General features: G+C 50.7%; 19 protein-coding genes. 5 read left to right on the top strand and 14 right to left on the bottom strand.

The annotated features are described in order from the left end of the window. Window positions 1-82: 82 nt before the first annotated feature. The 8 genes from BEB42_RS05310 to ygiW all read right to left on the bottom strand — a co-directional run bounded on the left by BEB42_RS05310 (window position 83) and on the right by ygiW (window position 9,991). A complete protein-coding gene (locus BEB42_RS05310; protein ID WP_227456947.1) occupies window positions 83-757 on the bottom strand; it encodes an ankyrin repeat domain-containing protein in 675 nt (224 codons plus the stop codon). Between the two features lie 261 nt (window positions 758-1,018). Beyond that, the gene (locus BEB42_RS05305) at window positions 1,019-2,443 is read right to left on the bottom strand and encodes a hypothetical protein (protein WP_000348903.1); all 1,425 of its coding nucleotides are present in this window, start codon (window positions 2,441-2,443) and stop codon (window positions 1,019-1,021) included. 50 nt (window positions 2,444-2,493) lie between these two features. Further along, window positions 2,494-3,906, bottom strand: a complete 1,413-nt coding sequence (gene ftsP, locus BEB42_RS05300) for a cell division protein FtsP (protein ID WP_000059405.1) — start codon at window positions 3,904-3,906, stop codon at window positions 2,494-2,496. Between the two features lie 74 nt (window positions 3,907-3,980). After that, window positions 3,981-4,718, bottom strand: coding sequence for a 1-acylglycerol-3-phosphate O-acyltransferase (gene plsC, locus BEB42_RS05295; RefSeq protein WP_000965713.1), 738 nt, complete (start codon window positions 4,716-4,718; stop codon window positions 3,981-3,983). A gap of 233 nt (window positions 4,719-4,951) precedes the next feature. Continuing rightward, window positions 4,952-7,210: a DNA topoisomerase IV subunit A gene (parC, locus tag BEB42_RS05290; RefSeq protein ID WP_001281881.1), complete on the bottom strand. Its 2,259-nt coding sequence runs from the start codon at window positions 7,208-7,210 to the stop codon at window positions 4,952-4,954. Window positions 7,211-7,347: 137 nt separating this feature from the next. Further along, window positions 7,348-8,955 (bottom strand): ABC transporter substrate-binding protein, encoded by a 1,608-nt coding sequence (locus BEB42_RS05285; protein WP_001352933.1) that lies wholly within the window; start codon window positions 8,953-8,955, stop codon window positions 7,348-7,350. A 108-nt stretch (window positions 8,956-9,063) separates the two neighbouring features. Then, window positions 9,064-9,546, bottom strand: a complete 483-nt coding sequence (locus BEB42_RS05280) for an AraC family transcriptional regulator (protein ID WP_000654138.1) — start codon at window positions 9,544-9,546, stop codon at window positions 9,064-9,066. A 52-nt stretch (window positions 9,547-9,598) separates the two neighbouring features. Then, window positions 9,599-9,991: an OB fold stress tolerance protein YgiW gene (gene ygiW, locus BEB42_RS05275; RefSeq protein ID WP_000712658.1), complete on the bottom strand. Its 393-nt coding sequence runs from the start codon at window positions 9,989-9,991 to the stop codon at window positions 9,599-9,601. 151 nt (window positions 9,992-10,142) lie between these two features. Here ygiW and qseB point away from each other — a divergent pair, with 151 nt between their 5' ends. After that, window positions 10,143-10,802 carry a quorum sensing response regulator transcription factor QseB gene (gene qseB / locus BEB42_RS05270; RefSeq protein ID WP_001221493.1) on the top strand — a complete coding sequence of 220 codons (660 nt, stop codon included), beginning with the start codon at window positions 10,143-10,145 and terminating at the stop codon, window positions 10,800-10,802. Beyond that, complete coding sequence (qseC, locus tag BEB42_RS05265; protein WP_000673371.1) at window positions 10,799-12,148, top strand: quorum sensing histidine kinase QseC; 1,350 nt, start codon at window positions 10,799-10,801, stop codon at window positions 12,146-12,148. The genes qseB and qseC overlap by 4 nt, the downstream gene beginning before the upstream one ends. 45 nt (window positions 12,149-12,193) lie before the next feature. Here qseC and BEB42_RS05260 read toward each other — a convergent pair whose 3' ends face one another. Continuing rightward, the gene (locus tag BEB42_RS05260) at window positions 12,194-12,526 is read right to left on the bottom strand and encodes a DUF2645 family protein (RefSeq protein ID WP_000912122.1); all 333 of its coding nucleotides are present in this window, start codon (window positions 12,524-12,526) and stop codon (window positions 12,194-12,196) included. A gap of 316 nt (window positions 12,527-12,842) precedes the next feature. Here BEB42_RS05260 and mdaB point away from each other — a divergent pair, with 316 nt between their 5' ends. Both mdaB and BEB42_RS05250 read left to right on the top strand, forming a co-directional pair. Then, entirely contained in the window at window positions 12,843-13,424 is a 582-nt protein-coding gene (gene mdaB / locus BEB42_RS05255; protein WP_000065430.1) for an NADPH:quinone oxidoreductase MdaB, read from the top strand. 30 nt (window positions 13,425-13,454) lie between these two features. Beyond that, window positions 13,455-13,769, top strand: coding sequence for a putative quinol monooxygenase (locus BEB42_RS05250; protein WP_000633737.1), 315 nt, complete (start codon window positions 13,455-13,457; stop codon window positions 13,767-13,769). Window positions 13,770-13,816: 47 nt separating this feature from the next. On the opposite strand, the gene parE is transcribed toward BEB42_RS05250, so the two are convergent. From parE to nudF, 5 genes are read right to left on the bottom strand one after another with little or no spacing between them, the layout of a single operon-like run. After that, window positions 13,817-15,709, bottom strand: a complete 1,893-nt coding sequence (gene parE / locus BEB42_RS05245) for a DNA topoisomerase IV subunit B (protein ID WP_000195269.1) — start codon at window positions 15,707-15,709, stop codon at window positions 13,817-13,819. Window positions 15,710-15,737: 28 nt separating this feature from the next. After that, window positions 15,738-16,319, bottom strand: coding sequence for an esterase YqiA (yqiA, locus tag BEB42_RS05240; RefSeq protein WP_000105733.1), 582 nt, complete (start codon window positions 16,317-16,319; stop codon window positions 15,738-15,740). Then, on the bottom strand, window positions 16,319-17,146 hold the full coding sequence (gene cpdA, locus BEB42_RS05235; protein ID WP_000444741.1) for a 3',5'-cyclic-AMP phosphodiesterase: 828 nt from the start codon (window positions 17,144-17,146) through the stop codon (window positions 16,319-16,321). Before cpdA ends, yqiA begins: the two co-directional genes overlap by 1 nt. Before the next feature lie 24 nt (window positions 17,147-17,170). Further along, entirely contained in the window at window positions 17,171-17,593 is a 423-nt protein-coding gene (locus tag BEB42_RS05230) for a DUF1249 family protein (protein WP_000833393.1), read from the bottom strand. Then, on the bottom strand, window positions 17,594-18,223 hold the full coding sequence (nudF, locus tag BEB42_RS05225; RefSeq protein WP_000917127.1) for an ADP-ribose diphosphatase: 630 nt from the start codon (window positions 18,221-18,223) through the stop codon (window positions 17,594-17,596). 204 nt (window positions 18,224-18,427) lie between these two features. Between nudF and tolC the strand changes: the two genes are divergently transcribed. Then, window positions 18,428-19,909: an outer membrane channel protein TolC gene (gene tolC / locus BEB42_RS05220; RefSeq protein ID WP_000735298.1), complete on the top strand. Its 1,482-nt coding sequence runs from the start codon at window positions 18,428-18,430 to the stop codon at window positions 19,907-19,909. The last annotated feature ends 27 nt before the right edge of the window (window positions 19,910-19,936 follow it).

The following is a 19,936-nucleotide window of genomic DNA, read 5'->3' as shown; positions in this document are numbered from 1 at the left end:
GGCCGGGGATTATAAGCCGGAACGAAAGAGAAATCGAAAAGTTAATGCGATGTTTTCAGCGGATGACTTAACTTCCGGTTGGTTACAGCTTTGCACACCGCGAGGATTGCAGATGGCGTAATCGATTCGCCGGTAATACTGACGTTTTCGCCTGGAGGCTTTGTTCAATCGCAGAACAGAATTGCGTGTTGCTCATTCCGGCAGATAAAAAATCATCTGCGGTCATACCATCCTTAATGCAGTTCATTATTTCCTCTGCTGAGGGTGGCGCATTTTTTGCCAGCATGTCCTTTAAAATCAATGGGAAGATTACATAATCATCGTCGTATTTTTGTCGCCAGATCGCCAGTAATAATGGTGTTGACCTTCCTGTCGATTGGCGGAGCCGTTGCCAGTCGATCAGATTAGCGTCAATCAGTGCCTGTACTGCGGCAATATTCCCAAAGCGCACGATGTAAGTTAGTACTGTCCTGCCACTTTTATCTTCCAGTTCAAGCCGCTTTGGTGACTCCCTCACCTGTTGAACCAGTGCCGCTGTCATGGGAATTACCGACATCGCTTCCAGGCGTAAAACCGGCGTGGGCGGCAGCTGGATCTGCCAAAAAGCCTTCAGCGTTGCGCTGTCATTAGCATCAATGACATTTGCATACGCCTCTTCGTTTAATAATTCTGGCATCAGGGGCAGCAAGGTGAGGCTTATCTCGCGAGCGGCAACAATGTGGCGGGCGATCTCTTCTTCACTAAAACGAATTGGCAAACTTATTCCCCGGTACATCTGCTGCAGTGGATTTTTTTGATGAACAATCGCGCGATATTCCTGCGCTTTTGAGGAATTTCCTTGCAGAAAGCGGCTAAACGCGCGGATGGCGCGGGCGTTGTAATGCTTCAACGCAATCGTAAAAAAAGTGCGGGTAGAATACTGTTCATCGCCAATGGAAGGTATAGCAAATGGTGAGATTCGCCCTGACAGATAGCGAAAGGCATTTATTTTTTATTCCTTAACCGCCCCAAACTGCTCCTATTTTGTGGGCGTACATACGCGATCCACTTCTTCCCTGGCGTTTTGACTATACATGCCATTATTTCGCTTTTTGTCGGACTCAATTGCCGCATATAACTTATCACAATGTACGCCCGCCTTTAAAAAAATCTCGCCCATTGCTCCCGTCCACGTTAAATATTTGGCAATGCGTTCCTCCGGCAGTGCGTTTTGCGCATTAATATCATGAATAATTAATGCCAAAACCTCCCGGTCATTGTCGTTTTCTCCCAGTTTTGAAATAGACCATATTAAGGGGTCCTTATCAAACCCCTCAATGTTCATAAGGTGCTGCCAGTTAACTATTCCTTTTTCAACCAGTGCATGTATTACAGCGGTATCTCCTCCATAAATTAAGAAATGGAGAAACTCCTCTTCATTCAGGTCCCCCTCAGACGAGATATTCAGTACCTCTGGAGTATGTCGAATCTCTGCCAACAGCGCATCTGTTTGTGGTATTAATGCCATAGCCTTTAAGCGATACAACCGATTTTCTGGTGGTTGCTTACGCCAGAACCATCGTGCTGCATCGGCATCATATACATTGAGCACGGCACGCCAGACGGCATCTGTTAATAGTTCTGGCATAATAGCGATTAATTGCTTACTTATTTCTAACCCTGAGTTACGTTGTTTTTTTGAACCATGACTATATTTATACACTTCGATCAAAGGGTTTGCCCGGCGCACAATGTCACGATTATTTTTTGCTTTTGGTGAGTTTCCCATAAGCAATTGACTAAAAAAACGAACAGAATGTATATTATGATTCTGAATAGCCGCCATAAAAGGTGTAGTATCTACAGAATAAATCTCTACTGAATCCTCACCCGTACAGTTATCTGACATTGTCAGAAATGGCGATACTCTCTTTGCAATAAGAGTACGTAACGTCTCTTCTTTGACGTCATCACGTTCCGCTGCCAGGGTGAGTAGTTGCATTAATTCTGAACAAGTTACATCGTTATTCAGCGCATGCGCTCCATTGTCCTGCACTTGCTCAAATAAACGCGTTATTTTATATTCCTTCCAGTCGCTATTAATTATGTGTTGCAGATTTTCCCTATGCCCCTGATATAAAACTCCAGCGAGAAAAATCACATGAGACAGAGTAAACAGCAATCTGGAATATTGTGTTTTTTTACCAGCAAACAAAAAAATTGCCGTAGTGATGCATAAAACCGGCTGAAAAAAGACAAAAACATAAATTAACCGAGAGTTAATCCAATAAAGCAATAAGGTCGTAATACAAAGAATAATAAACTGGGGCGCAACACCCCATAGCAGAACGCGACGAATCCTCTTAGATTCAAAAGCGCACCCCGTTATGATTAACAACGCCAGTCCATAGCCCATCCAAAGAAAGGGAAGTACCAAAATAATCATCCATCCCATGCCATCCATGATTCATCCTTGTATCGCCCCACCACTCTGTGGGGCATTGAATTGGTCCATTACGGTACCGGATTGACCAACAGTTGCCCAATCGAGCCACGGTCCGCCATTTCCAGCGTCTGACTGTTGAAGTAGAACGGAAAGTGCGCCCAGGAAGGCTGACCGAAATAAACAAGCAGCTCCACTTGTCCGTCAACCCAAACGGTATCTTTCCAGCCTCTGTCTTCCGGGAACGGCATCGCGCCATTCACGTTACGGATCTGGAACATCACGCCTTCAATATGGAACGCTTGCGGCTCGTCCGCGCGTACCGTCCAGCGTTCCCACGTTCCTTGCTGCGCGGTGACATCAATACGGTTGACGTCCCACAGCTGCCCATTGATACCCGGGTCATCACCCAGACTGATATCGCGACTGCGAATCGGCGAACCGGCCATAATTTCAGTTGGCAGCAGGCGCATCGGCAGGCTGTCAGTAACCAGCGGCAGTAGCCCGGTAGGGCGCAACGTGAGCACCAGCGTAGAAACCAGAATGCTGGATGGCTCAAAGAAGCCACGAATACGATCAACAATGCTCGCCGCTTCGCCACAGGTGATCGACACTTCATCACCGTTGCTCATATCCACCAGAATCTCGCGGCGCTCGCCCGGTGCCAGCGAAAGTTGCTTCACCGATACAGGAGCAGGCAAGAATCCCTGATCGCCAGAAATCACATGTAACGGGCGACCATCGCTCATCTGCAGTTGATAGCGACGAGAGTTCGACGCGTTCAGCAGTCGCAAGCGCACCCAGCCACGCGAGACTTCAACGTACGGGCTTTGTACACCGTTGACCAGCAGCGTATCTCCAACAAAGCCGCCGCTTCCCGGTTCGTTGTATTCTGGCGTACCAAAGTTATCCAGCCGTTTATCCTGGATAATGACCGGAAAATCATCCACACCATAATGGTTGGGGATAGGCAGCGACTTGCTGACTTCATCTTCCACCAGCCACATTCCGGCAAGGCCATTATAGACCTGCTGAGCCGTGCGATTGGGGGTATTAGCGTGATACCACAATGTCGCTGCGTTCTGGCGAATGGGTAATACGGGTGCCCAGTCAGCGTTTGGCGACATCATCCGTGCCGGACCGCCCATCAGCGGGCCAGGCACCTGTAAACCAGACACCGTCATTGAGACATTTTCTGTCAGGCGGTTACTGTAGATCAGCTTAACATCATCGCCCTTCCAGACGCGGATAGTCGGCCCCAGGTAACGACCATTGATTCCCCAGACCGATGCGCGCGTTCCTGGCGTAAATGACCAGTGCGCACGTTGTACAGTCATAAACAGCGGTTGCCCACGGCGAGATTCAAGCAGCGGCGGAACGGGTAGCGGTTGCTGTTGCCCGGCTGCGCTGGCCTTCAGGGGAACAGCGCCTGCACAAAGTGCAATCCCCGATGCCTGAATGAACTGACGCCGACTGAGTGACATATTTGCTCCATGTAAAACTGGCTAAAGTAATACCGTGCAGGAAAGTGTTCCCCGCAAAAATACAGATTGCCGACTTAAACTCTTCCGGCGGCTTCGCGTTCTGCGACTTCTTTATCGAGCTCAGCGATTTTTTGTTCCATTATCGAACGACAATGGGCAGCCAACTCGCGAACCTGGTCTTTACCATACTGACTCACGTCAATTGGCGGCAGCATTTCGACAATAACCAAGCCATTGTGCAGTCGATTAAGATTAATCTTATTCGAAGTTGTAGAGACGCACACGGGAATAATCGGGACGCCTGCCGCAATTGCCGCGTGAAATGCTCCGGTCTTGAACGGCAGCAGGCCGCGACCACGGCTGCGGGTACCTTCCGGGAACATCCAGATGGAAATACGGCGTTTTTTGAAGTGATTCACTACTTCTGCAATGGTGCCGTGAGCTTTAGTGCGGTTATTTCTGTCGATCAATAAGTTGCCGGTTAGCCAGTACAACTGACCAAAGAAGGGGATCCACAGCAAACTCTTTTTACCTACCGTCACCGTCGGCGGTTGCACGATGTTCGATGCTGTCACCATGTCATAGTTGTTCTGGTGGTTAGCAATATAAATAGCATTGCCGTAGCTTTCAGCATCTGCAGGTTTGCGACACTCAACTTTCAGGCCGAACAGCGGCGCAAGACGACCAAACATATGCCCAAAGGTGGCTACATGTTTCGGGTTACGCGGGCTGAAAAGGCAGTAAATGGAGCCGAATACACAGACTAAGATGCTGTAAATCACGGTAATAATAAGACGAAAGATATATAGCATAACACCCTCTGAAGGTCTGAGAGACTGGCATTGTACGTCACCTGAAATCAGGTTAGGGCATTGTTAAAAGCCGCTCTCTGGAAAAGCGTATTGTTAATCGCAACGCATGAATAAACAACGGTTTCAAGGGAATTTTTATCGTTTCCGGGGGTTGAATATGCTGCCGGATGACGACTTAACGTTTCATCCGGCGTTCCTTGCAAGCGGGAGGAAGCAATACCCTCCCCGGCATACTACTCTTCGCTATCGCCGCTGCTGGCGCGGCGAGGAGAGTCGATCTCGACTCGATCGATACGCTGCAAACCGCGCATCAACGTACCGCGGCGTCCACGTTCGCCAGTGACTTTCTGTAGCTCTTCCGGACGCAGTTTAATTTTGCGTTTCCCAACATGAATGGTCAGCGTGCTTTGCGGCGGCAGAACGTACAGTTGCGCCAGACCATCCTCGCCACGCGCGGCTTCTGCCGACGGAATGTTGATAATCTTGTTGCCTTTGCCCTTCGACAGCTGCGGCAGATCGCTTACCGGGAACATCAACATACGGCCTGCCTGAGTGATTGCCAGCAGCATATCGGAAGCATCTTCAATCACCACCGGCGGCATAACATGGGCATTTTCCGGTAAGGTGATCAAAGCCTTACCGGCACGGTTACGCGCCACCAGATCGTTAAAGGTACAGACGAAACCGTAACCCGCATCGGAAGCCATCAGCAGTTTCTGATCGTCGCTTTCCATCAGCATATGGTCAACGGTCGCCCCAGGCGGCAACGTTAATTTGCCGGTGAGCGGTTCGCCCTGACCACGCGCCGACGGCAGCGTAATCGGGTCGATGGCATAGCTACGACCGGTGGAATCAACAAACACTACCGGTTGGTTACTCTTGCCTTTCACCGCCGCTTTGAAGCTATCACCCGCTTTATAATTCAGGCCCGGCGCGTCGATGTCATGGCCTTTAGCGCTGCGTACCCAGCCCATCTGCGACAGCACAATGGTGACGGGTTCCGACGGCAGCATGTCGTGCTCGCTCATCGCTTTCGCTTCTTCGCGTTCCTGCAACGGCGAACGACGATCGTCACCATAGGCTTGCGCGTCTGCCTGCAGTTCTTTCTTCAGCAGGTTATTCATTTTACGCTCGGACGCCAGAATGCCTTGCAACTGGTCGCGCTCTTTTTCCAGCTCACTCTGCTCACCGCGAATCTTCATCTCTTCCAGTTTGGCGAGATGACGCAGTTTCAGTTCGAGGATCGCTTCCGCCTGAGTTTCCGTGAGGCCAAACCGCGACATCAGCGCCGGTTTCGGTTCATCTTCATTGCGAATGATCTCAATCACTTCGTCGATATTGAGAAACGCCACCAGCAAACCTTCGAGGATATGCAGGCGCTTGAGGACTTTCTCCAGACGATAGTTCAGTCGGCGGCGTACGGTATCGCGGCGGAACACCAGCCATTCGGAGAGGATTTCCAGCAGGTTTTTCACCGCCGGACGGCCATCCAGACCGATCATATTAAGGTTAATACGATAGCTCTTTTCCAGATCGGTGGTGGCGAAAAGGTGATTCATCACCTGATCCATATCCACGCGGTTGGAACGCGGCACAATCACCAGACGGGTCGGGTTCTCGTGGTCAGACTCATCGCGCAGATCGTCAACCATCGGCAGCTTTTTGTTGCGCATTTGCGCAGCAATTTGCTCCAGTACGCGCGCACCAGAAACCTGATGCGGCAATGCGCTGATAACCACCGCACCGTCTTCTTTCTTCCACACCGCGCGCATACGCACAGAACCGCGACCATTTTCGTAGATTTTACGGATCTCGGCACGCGAGGTGATGATTTCCGCTTCGGTCGGATAATCCGGCCCCTGCACGATATCCAGCAGCTGGTCGAGCGTGGTTTTCGGCTGGTCGATTAACGCGATTGCTGCCTGAGCCACTTCACGCAGGTTATGCGGTGGAATATCGGTCGCCATACCGACGGCAATACCGGTGGTGCCGTTAAGCAAAATGTTCGGCAAACGGGCAGGTAGCATTTTCGGCTCCTGCAAAGTACCGTCGAAGTTTGGCACCCAGTCAGCCGTACCCTGCCCCAGCTCGCTCAATAGCAGCTCGGAATATTTCGACAACCGGGATTCGGTGTAACGCATCGCCGCGAACGATTTCGGATCGTCCGGTGCGCCCCAGTTCCCCTGACCATCAACCAGCGGATAACGGTAAGAGAACGGCTGTGCCATCAGGACCATCGCTTCATAACAGGCGCTATCACCGTGCGGATGGTATTTACCCAGTACGTCACCGACGGTACGGGCCGATTTTTTAAATTTGGCGCTGGCATTTAGTCCCAGTTCAGACATCGCATACACAATGCGGCGCTGAACAGGTTTCAGACCATCACCAATAAACGGCAACGCACGGTCCATGATTACGTACATGGAGTAGTTTAAGTAGGCGTTTTCCGTAAATTCATGTAGCGCAAGGCGCTCTGCCATATCGCTCATTAATTCTGATTCCTCAACTTATTCGCCAGCCTTCAAAGGGGCAATATTGCCGGAGATACTACATTATCTGCCGCGTCGAGTCACAGGAGATCAGCGTGAATAGCGCCGCCGGACGTGCTCCGACAGCGATAAAGGCATCAATGTGCCTTGATATACAACTCTTTGCTGTAGACATAATCCTGCGGATTATGCAGCGGAAAACCGCCAACGTAGGGTTTAAGCAGTTTGATTAACGGCTGATAGTAGATAGGAATCAGCGGTGCCTGCTGGTTGATGATCACTTCTGCCTGCTGATACAACGCATTACGCTTTGTCGCATTAGTGATCTGCGTGGCCTGGTTTAGTAAGGCGTCATACTGCGCATTTTTCCAGTGACCGACGTTTTCTTCACTATCGCTTTTGAGCGTGTTCAGAAAGCTGGAAGCATCATTGTACGTCGCATCCCACGACTGCCGAGACAGCATGAAATCACCGGTTCGTCGGGCATCAAGATAGGTTTTCCACTCCATTGTGCGCAGCGTCACCTGTGCACCCAGCCATTTTTTCCATTCGGAAGACAACGCTATCGCGGTTTTTTCATGCAGATCGTACTTGTTGTAGAACAGCTCAAAGCGTAGCGGATGAGAGGCGTCGTATCCCGCCTGTTTCAGCAAGGCTTTTGCCATCGCGACACGCTCACTCATTGGCTTTTGCAGTTCATCGAACGTCGTCGCGCTAAAGCCTTTTACCTCTGGCGGCGTCAGCGTGGTTGCGGGCGTTCTCAACCCCAGTACCTTTTGCGCAATAAGCTGTCGATCAACCGTAAGATATAGCGCCCGACGCACCCGCACATCGTTAAATGGCGGTTTCTCAAGGTTAAAGTTGTAATATTCGCTGTTCAGACGCGGGATAATTCGTAGCTCGCCAGGCAGTGATTTTTCAATGGCAGGAATTTGCTGCGCCGGAACCCAGGTGAGATCGACCTCTCCCGCGCGATAGCGGTTATAGCCGGTGACCGAATTATCCAGCGCCAGATACTCAACCTGTTGCAATACCGTATGTTGCGCATCGCGGTACTTTGGATTTTTGCGTGCAGTAATCTTTTCGTTAACTACCCATTTATCAAGCACAAAGGCACCGTTGTAAACCATATGCGCAGGCTTACTCCAGCTATCGCCATATTTCGCGATTACATGATGGGGAACCGGGAACAGCGTCGGCCAGGCGAGCATCGTCGTGAACCAAGGAACCGGCTGCTCAAGCGTAACTTCAATAGTACGATCATCCATCGCTTTGACACCCAGCGATGTAACATCTGCTTTACCCGCAACAATAGCCGCGGCATTGTTAATGTGCGCCTGTGCCAGATAGCCAGCAAAAGGGCTTGCCATTTTCGGGTCAACCGCGCGCTGCCAGCCGAGGACAAAATCCTCTGCCGTCAGAGGCTGACCGTCTGACCACTGCAAACCGCTACGCAGATGAAAAATATAGCGCTTGCCGCCGTCCAGTATCTCCCAGCGTTCAGCCTGAGCGGGCTGCACCTGGCCTTCACCGTCCATCCATACCAGACCTTCAAACAGATCCAGCACAATCTGCGCGGCAGTATTCTCCTCCACCTTTTGCGGGTCGAGCGTACCTGGGTCGCTATGATTGTTGTAACGAAAGACTTGTTGCGGGGCGAGCGGTGTGTTGGCGGGAACGTCAGCAGCGTAGAGAGGAGCCGCACTTACCAGGCTGACCAGCCATAATAAATTTCGCGTATACATGGTATTCCTTACCGGAGAAATTATAAGCCCAACAACAATACGCCTGTGGCATTGTTCGCTCAAACTTATCGCGAGTGATTTGGCTCACACTCCGGTAAAGATTCTTCATCACGCCAACGGCACATAAACATCCGTTTCCAGTCGCTGCTCTGTTACCCCTTCGGCAAGATTGGTGTAGTGAAACAGAATCGGTGCTTTACGCATTTTCTCGCCGCTTGCAGGCAGCCAGTGGCGAATGATGCCCCATACCGTATGTGAAATATCGTCCAGCTCGCCAACGTGGCGGGCCACGGCATAACGTCCACCGGTAAGTTCACCATTACTCACGCCATAACGATTATCGGGAATCGGTTCGTTAACGCTGCCGCAGATATCAAAGCGAAACGCTTCCGGTACGGTGGTGGCAGGGTCGTCCCAGGCGACACCAAAAGTCTGGCTTTGGTTAACAGGAGAAAGCCCCGTTTCTTTACGCCACATGATAAATTTCGCCACGCTGTAGTTGAGCAATTCAGGGCTACAGCGATGTGGCAACATCGCCACAGGGATTGATGGGAAATCGATAATATTTACATCCAGTGTCAGGTCTTTCATTTTGCCTCCCTGCGAAATTATTCCCGGGAACGTGTCCCGGGAGCGCTAACAATTACGGATTTACTTTGCGGATCTGTTTGACGTCAATTTCAACAGAGTTCCAGTCTTTATCGACTTCACCCTGAATCTCAACGGTATCTTTCGGGGTCACCGTCACGCCGTTCCAGCGTTTGTGGTCGATATCAACATTGATAGTACCGCTGGCATCTTTGAACACGTAGAGATCGTCAGAGATACGTTCAACGATATTGCCGCGCAGGGTGACCCAAGTGTCATCACGCAGGGATTTCGCGCTTTCTACGGTCGTTACGCTGCCATTCGGCCCCTGGAATCCTCCGGCCTGACTTTGTGTTGCCGATGGACCAGAAAAACCGCCCTGCTCTGCTGCCATCACCGGTGCACTGCACAGGGCCATTACTGCGATTACTGCTGCGAATTTTTTCATGTTTATTACTCCCTTTAATGTCTGTTTTCGAGCATTTAACAAGATAGTCCTTAACAACTTCTTAAGGGAAAAAAATAAAATTTAGTGCTGTACAGAGCGCGTTACAACACGGTTTACTGGCAGCAAATATGGTTATCGCAGGGATGAAAAAATGCGAATTTTACTGATAGAAGATGACATGCTGATTGGCGACGGCATCAAAACGGGCCTTAGTAAAATGGGTTTTAGCGTCGACTGGTTTACACAAGGTCGTCAGGGAAAAGAGGCGCTATATAGCGCACCTTATGATGCGGTGATCCTGGATTTAACCTTACCGGGCATGGATGGTCGCGATATTTTGCGCGAATGGCGAGAAAAAGGTCAGCGTGAGCCGGTATTAATCCTGACTGCGCGCGATGCGCTGGCGGAACGTGTAGAAGGGCTGCGTCTGGGAGCTGACGATTATCTGTGTAAACCTTTTGCGTTGATAGAAGTCGCCGCCAGGCTGGAAGCTCTGATGCGCCGAACCAACGGCCAGGCCAGCAACGAGCTGCGCCACGGCAACGTCATGCTCGACCCCGGCAAACGTATCGCCACGCTGGCTGGCGAACCCTTAACGCTGAAACCAAAAGAATTTGCCCTGCTGGAATTACTGATGCGTAACGCTGGTCGGGTACTGCCGCGCAAACTGATTGAAGAGAAACTGTATACCTGGGACGAAGAGGTCACCAGTAATGCCGTTGAAGTGCATGTGCATCATCTGCGACGCAAACTCGGTAGTGATTTTATTCGTACCGTGCATGGTATTGGCTACACATTAGGTGAGAAATGAAATTTACCCAACGTCTTAGTCTGCGAGTCAGGCTGACGCTAATCTTTTTAATTCTGGCCTCGGTGACCTGGCTGCTTTCCAGCTTTGTCGCCTGGAAACAAACAACGGATAACGTCGATGAGTTGTTCGACACCCAACTGATGCTGTTTGCCAAACGGTTAAGTACGCTGGATCTCAACGAAATCAACGCGGCGGATCGCATGGCACAGACGCCAAATAAATTAAAACACGGTCATGTTGATGACGATGCGCTGACCTTTGCCATCTTTACCCACGACGGCAGAATGGTCCTTAACGATGGCGATAACGGAGAAGATATTCCTTATAGCTATCAGCGGGAAGGTTTTGCTGACGGGCAACTGGTCGGTGAAGACGATCCCTGGCGTTTTGTCTGGATGACCTCACCAGATGGCAAATATCGCATCGTTGTTGGTCAGGAATGGGAATACCGTGAAGACATGGCGCTGGCGATTGTTGCCGGGCAATTGATCCCGTGGCTTGTCGCACTGCCGATTATGTTAATCATCATGATGGTACTACTGGGTCGTGAACTCGCGCCGCTGAACAAACTGGCGCTGGCACTACGTATGCGTGACCCTGACTCGGAAAAACCACTAAACGCGACGGGCGTACCCAGCGAAGTGCGTCCACTGGTTGAGTCGTTGAATCAACTGTTCGCCCGCACACATGCGATGATGGTTCGTGAACGACGCTTTACCTCCGACGCAGCTCACGAACTTCGTAGCCCGTTAACGGCGCTGAAAGTGCAAACCGAAGTTGCGCAGCTCTCTGACGATGATCCGCAGGCGCGGAAAAAAGCGCTGCTTCAATTACATTCCGGAATCGATCGTGCTACTCGTCTGGTTGATCAACTGCTCACGCTATCGCGGCTGGACTCACTGGATAACCTTCAGGACGTCGCGGAGATCCCGCTTGAAGATCTCCTGCAATCGTCGGTGATGGATATTTACCACACGGCGCAGCAGGCGAAAATTGACGTGCGACTGACACTCAATGCCCACGGCATCAAACGCACCGGACAACCGCTATTGCTAAGTTTGTTGGTGCGAAATTTGCTGGATAACGCCGTGCGCTACAGTCCACAAGGTAGCGTGGTGGACGTCACGCTGAATGCCGATAATTTCATCGTGAGGGATAACGGCCCCGGAGTGACACCAGAGGCACTGGCGAGAATTGGCGAACGCTTCTATCGCCCACCCGGACAAACCGCTACCGGCAGTGGACTTGGGCTTTCAATTGTCCAGCGAATCGCCAAGCTGCATGGCATGAATGTTGAGTTTGGGAATGCGGAACAAGGTGGATTTGAGGCGAAAGTAAGCTGGTAACTTCTCTGTCTATGAGAGCCGTTAAAACGACTCTCATAGATTTTATTAATAGCAAAATATAAACCGTCCCCAAAAAAGCCACCAACCACAAACCAAACAAATAACGAGCGAGATTACATATAACCAAAACTCAAACATTTCTCGCACAAAGAGTTTTCTTAAGATAATAATAATAAGTGGCGTCAGAAGAAAAAATGCTGCAATCATTGTTTGCAATATACGATCTTCGCCTGAAACGGAAGGTGTACTGCAAATATTGTCTCCCGACTCAAGCATCCAGTCATACTTATTGAATGCAAAAAAAGCATCTATTAACCAATAAGTAAGCATTATATATAACAGAGCTTCAAATATTGTTTGAATTTTATGCTTTAACATATGTTAGCACGCTCATAAAAATCCATTTATAATTATCAACGTGACGCGTTGATATTTTCATTTTTACTTATCCAACGCCATATTTTTAATCCCCAAAAAACCGAACCAAACCTGTAAATTAATCCGGTGCGAGTAGGAATTATGAGGAATGGCTATCAGTATTGTCATTTTCAGAAAATATTTATCCTGCATCGGTGAATCGGAGCAAGATCAGACTTTTGCTAAATTCGCAAAAGACTTTGCACATTTTGCTAATTTCACCGTACCGCTCTGTGACGTACTATAGTCGGCAAACGTCTCACCTTGAGGTTAAAAAATGAGCAACATCCTGATTATCAACGGCGCGAAAAAATTCGCCCACTCCAATGGTCAACTGAACGACACCCTGACCGAAGTCGCGGATGGCACACTGCGCGACCTCGGGCATGATGTCCGCATCGTTCGCGCCGACAGCGACTACGATGTCAAAGCGGAAGTACAAAACTTTCTCTGGGCTGATGTGGTGATCTGGCAGATGCCAGGCTGGTGGATGGGCGCGCCGTGGACAGTGAAAAAATATATTGATGATGTATTCACCGAAGGTCACGGGACTCTGTATGCCAGCGATGGTCGTACCCGCAAAGATCCATCAAAAAAATACGGTTCCGGCGGCCTGGTACAGGGCAAAAAATATATGCTTTCACTGACCTGGAACGCACCAATGGAAGCTTTCACCGAAAAAGATCAGTTCTTCCACGGGGTTGGCGTTGACGGTGTGTATCTACCATTCCATAAAGCAAACCAATTCCTTGGTATGGAGCCGCTGCCGACATTTATCGCTAATGACGTGATAAAAATGCCTGATGTTCCCCGCTATACTGAAGAATATCGCAAGCATCTTGTGGAAATTTTTGGTTAACTAGAGCTCTGGCTTTAGAAGGAGTTAACCATGATTACAGTAATCGCAGAAATCCGTACTCGTCCTGGTCAACATCACCGTCAGGCAGTGTTGGATCAGTTTGCTAAAATCGTTCCAACCGTACTGAAAGAAGAAGGTTGCCACGGCTATGCGCCAATGGTGGATTGCGCTGCTGGCGTGAGTTTCCAGTCTATGGCACCGGATTCTATCGTGATGATTGAGCAGTGGGAAAGCATCGCGCACCTTGAAGCGCACCTGCAAACCCCGCACATGAAGGCGTACAGCGAAGCCGTAAAAGGCGACGTGCTGGAGATGAATATTCGTATTCTGCAGCCAGGGATTTAATCCTGCCTTGTTTGCCCGGCCATCCTGACCGGGCAATGTTCTTTCCTTTAAACCTCAATCTCCGCCATGTCGCCTTTCTCTTGCAACCAGTTACGGCGATCTTCCGAGCGTTTCTTCGCCAGTAGCATGTCCATCATCGCGTCAGTACGCTGATCGTCTTCATCATCGATGGTCAACTGCACCAGACGGCGAGTATTCGGATCAAGCGTGGTTTCGCGCAATTGCATCGGGTTCATTTCCCCCAGACCTTTAAAACGCTGAACGTTCGGCTTGCCTTTCTTGCGTTTTAATTGCTCGAGCACGCCCTCTTTTTCTTCTTCTGTCAGCGCGTAATAAACCTCTTTTCCAAGGTCAATACGGTAGAGCGGTGGCAGAGCAACGTAAACGTGACCGTGTTTCACCAACGCGCGGAAGTGTTTTACAAACAAAGCGCAAAGCAGCGTGGCAATGTGTAGACCATCGGAGTCCGCATCCGCCAGAATACAGATCTTGCCATAACGCAGTTGGCTAAGATCGTCGCTGTCAGGATCGATACCGATCGCTACCGAAATATCGTGCACCTCCTGCGAAGCAAGCACTTCATCAGAAGAGACTTCCCAGGTGTTAAGGATCTTACCTTTCAGCGGCATAATCGCCTGATATTCACGATCGCGCGCCTGCTTGGCAGAGCCGCCTGCGGAGTCACCTTCCACGAGAAACAGTTCGGTGCGGTTAAGATCCTGCGCGGTACAGTCAGCCAGTTTTCCGGGCAGTGCCGGACCGCTGGTCAGCTTTTTACGCACCACTTTTTTGGCCGCACGCATACGACGCTGGGCGCTGGAAATCGCCATTTCTGCCAATAGTTCAGCCGCCTGAACGTTCTGGTTCAGCCACAGGATGAAAGCATCTTTCACTACGCCAGAAACGAATGCCGCACATTGACGCGAGGAGAGGCGCTCTTTGGTCTGCCCGGCAAACTGCGGATCCTGCATTTTTACTGACAGCACATAGGCGCAGCGATCCCAGATATCTTCTGCCGACAGCTTCACGCCGCGCGGCAGAATGTTGCGGTATTCACAGAACTCGCGCATTGCGTCCAGCAGGCCCTGACGCAAACCGTTAACGTGCGTACCGCCCTGCATCGTAGGGATCAGGTTGACGTAGCTTTCGGTCAGCAGTTCTCCACCTTCCGGCAGCCACAGTAGCGCCCAGTCCACCGCTTCAGTATCGCCAGCGAAATTACCGATAAACGGTTTTTCCGGCAGCGTCGGTAAACCGTTTACCGCTTCCGCCAGGTAATCGTTCAGACCGTCCTGATAGCACCAGCGTTGTTCGGTGTTGTTGATCTCATCTTTAAAAGTGATCTCAACGCCCGGGCACAGTACCGCTTTGGCTTTCAGCACATGCGTCAGGCGTGAAACAGAGAAGCGCGGGCTGTCAAAGAAGGCTTCATCCGGCCAGAAGTGCACGCTGGTACCGGTATTGCGTTTACCGCAAGTGCCAACAACCTGCAAATCCTGTACCTTTTCGCCATTTTCAAAGGCGATGTTATAGATCTGACCATCGCGGCGTACGTTAACTTCTACGCGCTTCGACAGGGCGTTAACCACCGAAATTCCCACGCCATGCAGGCCGCCAGAGAACTGGTAGTTTTTGTTAGAGAATTTACCACCCGCGTGCAAACGGCAAAGAATCAGTTCGACCGCCGGAACGCCTTCTTCAGGGTGAATATCCACCGGCATCCCGCGACCATCATCAATCACTTCTAACGACTGGTCAGCATGTAAAATAACGTCCACGCGTTTTGCGTGACCCGCCAGTGCTTCATCGACACTGTTATCAATGACTTCTTGCCCCAAATGGTTAGGGCGCGTGGTATCGGTATACATCCCCGGGCGGCGGCGAACCGGCTCAAGCCCGGTGAGTACCTCAATGGCATCAGCGTTATAAGTTTGCGTCATGGTTTAAGTTAGCAATTCGAGTTGATCGTCAGAGATGGTGCAGACCAAGAAAATCGACGATCGGGTTGAAATAATCTTCGAAGCCTGTGAATGCATGGTTGCCGCCTTCTATAACAGTCTGGCGGCAGGAAGCGTAGTACGCCACCGCCTGGCGGTAATCCAGCACTTCATCTCCCGTCTGTTGCAGCAGCCAGATCAAATCCGGCGCTTCCAGCGGGTCAATCTGCATGACTTTGAGATCGTAAATATGGCGTGACTCTAGCACATATTGCTGCCCGGTGTAGGGGTTCTCGTTCTGACCGAGATAGTCCGTCAGCAGTTCAAACGGGCGCACCGCTGGGTTTACCACCACGGCGGGCAGCATAAAACATTGCGACAACCAGGTGGCGTAATATCCCCCCAGTGATGAACCGACGATCCCCAGTGAATCGCCGCCATGTTCCAGGACAATGGATTCCAGCAGTTCTGCCGCATCGGAAGGGTACGGCGGTAACTGCGGAATGATCATCTCAACGTCAGGGTGATGTTCCGCCAGCCAGTTTTTCAACAAACTCGCTTTTGCAGAGCGCGGCGAACTGTTGAAACCGTGTAAATAAAGAAGCGTAGACATCAGTAGCCTTCTGAAGCGGTATCAGGTTGGAAACGTGTGTCCGCCAGGCGGTGCACCTCGGTGGTCAGGGTACCATCAGCATGTAACTCGAGCGTACGCCAACCAGGCGCGATGGTGTCCAGCGTAAAGTTGGAACAATGCGGCTTAAACTGTACACAGGTCGATGGCGTTGCCAGCAGGCGGCGACCATTCCAGTCGAGATCCAGCTCCTGATGGATATGTCCACATAGCAAGTATTTAACGTTCGGAAACTTCGCCAGCACGTTATCCAGTTCGCCCGCGTTACGCAGACTGTGTTGGTCGAGCCAGCTACAACCCGCAGGTAGCGGATGATGGTGCAGCAGCAGCAACGTATGGCGTTCTGGCGCATCGGCCAGTTTACGTTCCAGCCACTCAAGCTGAAACTCGCTCAGCTCACCGTGCGGCACGCCAAAGACCTGGCTATCCAGCAACAGGATTTGCCATTGCTCACCAATAAACACCCGCTTCGCCGGGGAGATCCCCGCATCCTGTAGCGCGCTGTACATCGCAGGCTGAAAATCGTGGTTGCCCGGCAGCCAGACGCAGGGCGCACGAAAACTTGCGATGCCTTCAGCGAAATGCTGATAGGCCGCAGAGGATTGATCCTGCGCTAAATCACCGGTCGCGACAATCAGGTCGAATTCGTGCTGGTGTGGACGAATCGCCTCCAGCACCGCCTGGTAGCTTTCCCAGGTATTTACCCCCAACAGGGCTTCGTGCTTTTGCGCAAACAGGTGAGTGTCGGTAATTTGTAAAATCCTGACTCTGGCCTCACCAGCCAGAGGAAGGGTTAACAGGCTTTCCAAATGGTGTCCTTAGGTTTCACGACGCTAATAAACCGGAATCGCCATCGCTCCATGTGCTAAACAGTATCGCAACCAGTCCGCTAAAAACTGGTTAATTTGATGCTTTTCGTCGCGTTGATGCAACTTTTTATTAGGATAATCATACCGCGCTTTGAAGCGAAAAATCTGCTGACTTGAACACACTTCAGCCACCATCGCGTCATGATACAGACGCACCGTCATTGACGGAAGGCTCCAGTAACTGATCGCGGGCGCAGTCTGTTCGATTGTCACCAGGGTAGTGTATCGGGTCGATTCCACAATCGTTAGCCGATATTGTGCGTTTGCCACCTGATAGCTTACAGTTTCGCCGGGTGCGTCATTGCGCGGTAACAAACGCCGCAATTGTGAAAAGTTCATCTCGCACAGGCGCATCATTTCAGGAAAGTCAGGTGTGTAACGCTTCATTTATGCCCACTCATTTTTTAACGCTTGATGATGCAGCTGCAGCCATTGCAAAGCGATGACCGACGCTGCGTTGTCGATTTTCCCCTCTTCTACCCATTGGTATGCCTGTTCCCGGCTTACCACATGAACGCGAATATCTTCGTTTTCATCAGCCAGACCGTGAATACCGCTTGCGGTCGTGGCGTCCACTTCGCCCACCATAATTGACGAACGCTCACTGGTGCCCCCAGGGCTTGCCAGGAAACTTAACACCGGTTTGGTCCGTTTGACTATCAGTCCCGCCTCTTCAATCGCTTCGCGACGGGCGACATCTTCCACACTTTCACCCTCTTCAATCATCCCGGCCACCATCTCCAGTAGCCAGGGGGTTTCGCTGGTGTCATACGCGGCAATCCGAATCTGCTCAATCAGCACAACTTCATCGCGCACTGGGTCAAAGGGTAGCAAGACTGCGGCGTGACCGCGCTCAAAAATTTCCCGCCGTACCTCACGACTCATTTGCCCGTTGAATAGACGATGACGAAATCTATAAAGATCTAATGAAAAAAAGCCGCGATAAAGTGTTTCTCGTGCAATAATTTCAACATCGTTTTTGCCAAAAGTAACGGGCAGGTTGTCTGGCTTAAGCATTGTTAATGTCCTGGCACTAATAGTGAATTAAATGTGAATTTCAGCGACGTTTGACTGCCGTTTGAGCAGTCATGTGTTAAATTGAGGCACATTAACGCCCTATGGCACGTAACGCCAACCTTTTGCGGTAGCGGCTTCTGCTAGAATCCGCAATAATTTTACAGTTTGATCGCGCTAAATACTGCTTCACCACAAGGAATGCAAATGAAGAAATTGCTCCCCATTCTTATCGGCCTGAGCCTTTCTGGGTTCAGTACGTTGAGCCAGGCCGAGAACCTGATGCAAGTTTATCAGCAAGCACGCCTTAGTAACCCGGAATTGCGTAAGTCTGCCGCCGATCGTGATGCTGCCTTTGAAAAAATTAATGAAGCACGCAGTCCATTACTGCCACAGCTAGGTTTAGGTGCAGATTACACCTATAGCAACGGCTACCGCGACGCGAACGGCATCAACTCTAACGCGACCAGTGCGTCCCTGCAGTTAACTCAATCCATTTTTGATATGTCGAAATGGCGTGCGTTAACGCTACAGGAAAAAGCAGCGGGTATTCAGGACGTCACGTATCAGACCGATCAACAAACCTTGATCCTCAACACCGCGACTGCTTATTTCAACGTGTTGAATGCCATTGATGTTCTTTCCTATACGCAGGCGCAAAAAGAAGCGATCTACCGTCAGTTAGATCAAACCACTCAACGTTTTAACGTGGGCCTGGTGGCGATCACCGACGTGCAGAACGCCCGTGCACAGTACGATACCGTGCTGGCGAATGAAGTGACCGCACGTAATAACCTCGATAACGCTGTAGAGCAACTGCGTCAGATCACCGGTAATTACTATCCGGAACTGGCGGCACTGAATGTCGATAACTTTAAAACCGACAAACCGCAGCCGGTTAACGCGCTGCTGAAAGAAGCCGAAAAACGCAACCTGTCGCTGTTACAGGCACGCTTGAGCCAGGACCTGGCGCGCGAGCAAATTCGCCAGGCGCAGGATGGTCACTTACCGACTCTGGATTTAACGGCTTCTACCGGGATATCTGACACCTCATATAGCGGTTCGAAAACTCGTGGTGCCGCTGGTACCCAGTATGACGATAGCAATATGGGACAGAACAAAGTTGGCCTGAGCTTCTCGCTGCCGATTTATCAGGGCGGAATGGTTAACTCGCAGGTGAAACAGGCACAGTACAACTTTGTTGGTGCCAGCGAACAACTGGAAAGCGCGCATCGTAGCGTCGTGCAAACCGTGCGTTCCTCCTTCAACAACATTAATGCTTCTATCAGCAGCATTAACGCCTACAAACAAGCCGTAGTTTCCGCTCAAAGCTCATTAGACGCGATGGAAGCGGGCTACTCGGTCGGTACGCGTACCATTGTTGATGTGCTGGATGCCACCACCACGCTGTACAACGCCAAGCAAGAGCTGGCGAATGCGCGTTATAACTACCTGATTAACCAGTTGAATATTAAATCAGCTCTGGGTACGTTGAACGAGCAGGATCTGCTGGCACTGAACAATGCGCTGAGCAAACCGGTTTCCACTAATCCAGAAAACGTTGCGCCGCAAACGCCAGAACAAAATGCTATTGCTGATGGTTATGCACCAGATAGCCCGGCCCCAGCCGTTCAGCAAGCATCCGCACGCACGACTACCAGTAACGGTCATAACCCTTTCCGTAACTGATGCTGACGACGGGGCTTCGGCCCCGTC

Source organism: Escherichia sp. MOD1-EC5990, from assembly GCF_002965285.1.
Classification (GTDB): Bacteria; Pseudomonadota; Gammaproteobacteria; order Enterobacterales; family Enterobacteriaceae; genus Escherichia; species Escherichia coli_F.
This window is presented reverse-complemented; position numbering and strand designations above follow the sequence as displayed.